The sequence below is a fragment of the Streptomyces sp. CT34 genome (assembly GCF_000805335.1).
Taxonomy (GTDB): Bacteria; Actinomycetota; Actinomycetes; order Streptomycetales; family Streptomycetaceae; genus Streptomyces.
This window is the reverse complement of the sequence record NZ_KN708638.1, coordinates 2,477,182-2,481,939: the sequence shown is the minus strand read 5'-3', so window position 1 is coordinate 2,481,939 and position 4,758 is coordinate 2,477,182. Positions and strand designations below refer to the sequence as shown.

Below are 4,758 nucleotides of genomic sequence, written 5' to 3'. Positions count from 1 at the left end.
GGGGGAGGGCGGAGATGAGAGCGAGAGCGAGACGCAGAGCAGGCCGGCGAGAGGCGGGGGTGACGGCGGAGGACCGGCCCGTGACGCGGAGGCCCCGCCAGTGACATGCGGCTCAGTTCGTGACCTGGAGGGGGGCGCTCAGCTCGTGACCTGGAGGGGGGCTCAGTTCGGGACGTGGAGGGTGGCTCAGCTCGTGACGTGGACGGCGATCGCGCCGTCCGGCAGGGCCTCGATACGGATCTGGGTGAGGTCGCGGACCTGGGCGGTGGGGGCGTGGGCGGCGGCGCGGTCGCCCACGCCGACGACTCGCATCCCCGCGGCCCGGCCCGCCGTGATGCCCGCCTCGGAGTCCTCGAACACCAGGCAGTCCTCGGGCGCGAAGCCCAGCTCGGCGGCACCCTTGAGGAACCCCTCCGGATCGGGCTTGCTCGCGCTCACGCTCTCCGCGGTGATCCGTACGGCCGGCATGGGCAGTCCCGCGGCCTGCATCCGGGCGTCGGAGAGGGCGGTATCGGCGGAGGTCACCAGGGCGTGCGGCAGTCCGGCGAGGGCGGCCATGAAAGCGGGCGCGCCCGGTACCGGCACCACGCCCTCGGTGTCGGAGGTCTCCTGGGCCAGCATCCGGCGGTTGTCCGCCATGTTGAGTTCCATCGGCCGGTCCGGCAGCAGCGCGGCCATGGTCGCCCAGCCCTGGCGCCCGTGGACGACCTTGAGGACGTCGTCCGCCGGGAGCCCCTGTTCGGCCGCCCACTGCCGCCAGCAGCGTTCCACGACGGCCTCGGAGTTCACGATCGTGCTGTCCATGTCCAGCAGCAGGGCGCGGGCTATGAGCGTGGTGGTGGCCGTCATCGGCGGGCTCCTGGGCGCTATCACTGGCGGGGCGGTGAACGGTGCAGAGAAGAACACAAGCGGTCCCGCCCGCCGGTCAGGGAGTGCGGGCGGAACCACTTTGTTCCTACACGATACAAAGCGCCACGGGGGACCGACAAGCCGCCCCGGTCCGGGACGACCATGAGGTCCGTCACGACACCCGGGCGTGGTCCTTCACGGCGCCCGGCTGAGTCCTTCACGGTGCCCGGCTGAGTCCGTCGCGGCGCCGGGCCGCGGCCCCGGCATGACACCAGGGCGCGGCACGGTTACGAGGTGTTTCGCGTTTTCCTACGGCCTGTTGCGAGGTTCCCTACGGCCGGCGGCGGAGGCGTCACGGAGCGCGGACGGCGCCCCCGATCCGTCACGGCTCCCGGGTGCGCGACTCAAGGGACGCCCGGGTCGGCGCTCCGTAGACCCCGTCCGGGTCGCCGTGCACCCCGTAGATCTGCTGGTAACGCGATACGGCGTTCCGTACCGCCGCGCCGTACCGGCCGTCGGCCGGACCCGCGTAGAGCCCCAGCTGCCGCAGCCGGCGCTGGAGGTCGGCGACCTCCGGGCCGCTGGAGCCCTCGCGGAGCACGATCGGGCCGGTGGGCGGGGCGCTGGGGGAACCGTCGCCGGGACTGTCCGTCACGCTGCCGGATGCCCGGACGGGGGCCTGCGGGCGTGGCAGCGCCGGGGCGTTGTGGGGCGTCACGGCGGTCGCCGGGGCTGTGCTGCGTGGGGTGGTCGAGGCGGGGGAGGAGTGGTGGGCGGTCGGCGACGGGGAGGCGTCGCCGTCGTCGGTCGGGAGGGACGCGGTGGGGGTGACGGTGCCGCCGTCGGGCGGGGCGGCCCGGTCCCGCCCGCCGTTCTGCAGCGCGTCGGTGGCGACCAGGATCGCGGTGGCCGCCACCGCGGCTCCTGTGGCGGCCAGTACGGCGGGGAGTGCACGCCGACGGCGTCCGGAGGGGGCGGTCGGGTACGGCGCCGACGGTTCGAGGGGTGGGGACGAGGTGAAGGTGCGGGAGGTCGGGCCGGCGTGGCGGTGTGCCGGGGAGGGCGGTGCGCCGGCATCCGGGAAACCGGGAGGCGGCGGTGGTGGAGCGGGGGTGCCCGGCGCCACCCCGGATCCGCCGCCCTCGCCGCCCCCGTATGCGGCGTCCGCGGCCCCGGCCTCCTCCGGGGGACCGTCCTCGCCGTCCTCGCCGTCCGGTAAGGACACATAGGGCCGTATTCGCAGTGGGTCGAAGTCCGCCGCCTCGGCTGCCGCGCACAGGCAGGTGGGACGGCCGTCGCCGCGTACGGGGGCTAAGCAGTGCGGGCAGGACGATGCCGTCACGGGGGTCCCCTCTCTGGAGGCTCGCGCCGGCAGTCGATTATTCAGAGCCCGCCCCCGTCCGCGCAGGCGCTCCACGACATCCGCCGGGTGTACCCCAGGTGTCGTCAAGGTGAACGCCGATATCCAGGGCCGCTCGGCGGGCCATATCCGTCGCAACCGCCCAGGATGGGAGAAAGGCTGAGGGGTGTTGCCGTACGGGCGCGGATGTCCCGGAGTCGACCCGCCGGCCGGAAAGGAGCTGAACCCACTGCCGGAATAGAGCTGAACCCACGGCCGGAAGGGAGCCGAAGAAGAACAGGGCAGCGAGCCCCCCAGTGGGCCCACACCGAAAAGCCGGACCCAAGCCCCACACCGAACGGCCGGACGCAAGCCACAGCGAACAGCCGGACCCAAGCCAAGGGCCACCAGCGAAAGACCGAAGGCCGAACACCCCGAACACCCCGAACACCCCGGGCACCCCGAACACCGAAGGACACAGGCTCAAGGCCAAAGCCGAAGCCAAAGCCGAAGACCAAGGCACAAGAGGGAGAGGGAGACGACGCTCATGGCGCAGGACACCAGCGCTCCTGCCGTCGCCGGCGAGGGACGGTCCCGGCGGACGGTCCTCGTCGCGATCGGCGCGCTGTTGCTCGGCTTGCTCATCGCGGCGCTCGACCAGACCATCGTCGCCACCGCGCTGCCCACGATCGTCAGCGATCTCGGCGGGCTCAACCACCTTTCCTGGGTGGTGACCGCCTATCTGCTGGCGTCGACGGCCGCGACGCCCCTCTGGGGCAAGCTCGGTGATCTGTACGGCCGCAAGAAGCTGTTCCAGGCGGCCATCGTGATCTTCCTGGTCGGCTCGGTGCTGTGCGGTATCGCCCAGAACATGGGGCAGCTCATCGGCTTCCGCGCGCTCCAGGGCCTGGGCGGTGGCGGCCTGATCGTGCTGTCGATGGCGATCGTCGGTGACATCGTCCCGCCCCGCGAACGCGGGAAGTACCAGGGCCTGTTCGGTGCCGTGTTCGGCGGTACCAGCGTCCTCGGGCCGCTGCTCGGCGGGCTGTTCGTCGACCATCTCAGCTGGCGCTGGGTGTTCTACATCAACGTCCCCATCGGGGCGGTCGCGCTCGCCGTGATCGCCGCCGTACTGCACATACCGGTCCGCCGCACCCCGCACCGCATCGACTACCTCGGTACCGTCCTGATCGCCGCGGTCGCCGCCTGCCTGGTTCTGATGACCTCGCTCGGCGGCGTGAGCTACCCCTGGGGCTCGTGGCAGATCGCGGGACTCGGCGTGCTCGGTGTCGTCCTGCTGGCCGTGTTCGTCCTCGTGGAGCGGCGGGCCGCCGAACCCGTCCTGCCGCTGCGACTGTTCCGGATGCGGACGTTCACCCTCACCGCGGTCATCGGCTTCGTCATCGGCTTCGCGATGTTCGGATCGATGACGTACCTGCCGACGTTCCTCCAGGTCGTGCACCGGGTCTCCCCGACCATGTCCGGGGTGCACATGCTGCCGATGGTGCTCGGCATGCTGATCTCCTCGACCGCCTCCGGGCAGATCGTGTCCCGTACGGGCCACTACAAGGTCTTCCCGATCGCGGGCACCGCCGTGGTCACCCTCGGCCTGCTCCTGCTGCACCAGCTCGGCCCGTCCAGCGGCGTCGCCCTGACGAGCACCTACTTCTTCGTCTTCGGCTTCGGGCTCGGCCTGGTCATGCAGGTGCTGGTCCTCATCGTGCAGAACGCGGTCCCCTACCAGGACCTGGGGGTCGCCACCTCCGGAGCGACCTTCTTCCGCTCCATCGGCGCCTCGTTCGGCGTCTCCATCTTCGGCACCATCTTCGCCAACCAGCTCGGCCCGCGGATCGCCGACGCCCTTGCCGGAGCGCAACTCCCGCCCGGTGTCTCCGCGTCGAAGATCGCCCAGGACCCGCGGAGCGTCGCGCACCTGCCGCCCGCCCAGGCCGCCGGCGTCCTCGACGCCTACTCCCTCTCCATCACCGACGTCTTCCTCTACGCGGTCCCGGTCGCCCTCGTCGCGTTCGCCCTGGCCTGGTTCCTCCGGGAGGAGCCGCTGCGCAGCAGCGTCACCGCACCCGACACCACCGAAGTGCTCTGCTCCAACCCCGTCCAGCGGTCGTCCCGCGAGGAGGTCGCCCGCGCGCTGTCCAAACTCGGCAGCATGGAAGGCCGCAAGGACGTCTACGAGAAGATCACCGCACGCGCCGGCCTGGACCTCAAACCGGCCGCCAGCTGGATGCTGTTGCGCATCTACCGTTACGGCTCGGTCGAACCGGCGCTGCTCGCGGACCGCAGCAGCGTGCCGCTCGGGGTGGTGGCCGAGGCCGCCCGGCAGATCGAGGAACGCGGCTTCGCGCAGCGCGAGGGGCTGACACTGCTCCTCACCGACCGCGGCCGGGAGGTCGCGGACCGGCTCTCCGCGGCCCGTCAGCAGTCGCTGGCGGAGATGCTGGGCGACTGGTGGACCAGGGACCGGCCCACCGACCTCACCGAACTCGTCCGGGAGCTGTCGGCGGAGCTGTGCGGCTCGGACGCCGAGGAGCCGACGAACGGGGACGCCCGCC

The 4,758-nt window shown here is 72.0% G+C and carries 3 protein-coding genes; 1 reads left to right on the top strand and 2 read right to left on the bottom strand.

The window, feature by feature from the left end; genetic code table 11:
- Positions 1-186: 186 nt before the first annotated feature.
- Together RZ84_RS10990 and RZ84_RS10985 are read right to left on the bottom strand one after the other, a co-directional pair.
- Positions 187-849 carry an HAD-IA family hydrolase gene (locus RZ84_RS10990; protein WP_043264168.1) on the bottom strand — a complete coding sequence of 221 codons (663 nt, stop codon included), beginning with the start codon at positions 847-849 and terminating at the stop codon, positions 187-189.
- Positions 850-1,231: 382 nt separating this feature from the next.
- The gene (locus RZ84_RS10985) at positions 1,232-2,191 is read right to left on the bottom strand and encodes a peptidoglycan-binding domain-containing protein (protein WP_241777656.1); all 960 of its coding nucleotides are present in this window, start codon (positions 2,189-2,191) and stop codon (positions 1,232-1,234) included.
- A 544-nt stretch (positions 2,192-2,735) separates the two neighbouring features.
- Between RZ84_RS10985 and RZ84_RS10980 the strand changes: the two genes are divergently transcribed.
- Positions 2,736-4,758, top strand: a 2,023-nt coding sequence (locus RZ84_RS10980; RefSeq protein ID WP_063772671.1) for an MFS transporter, incomplete at its 3' end; no start/stop codon positions are given.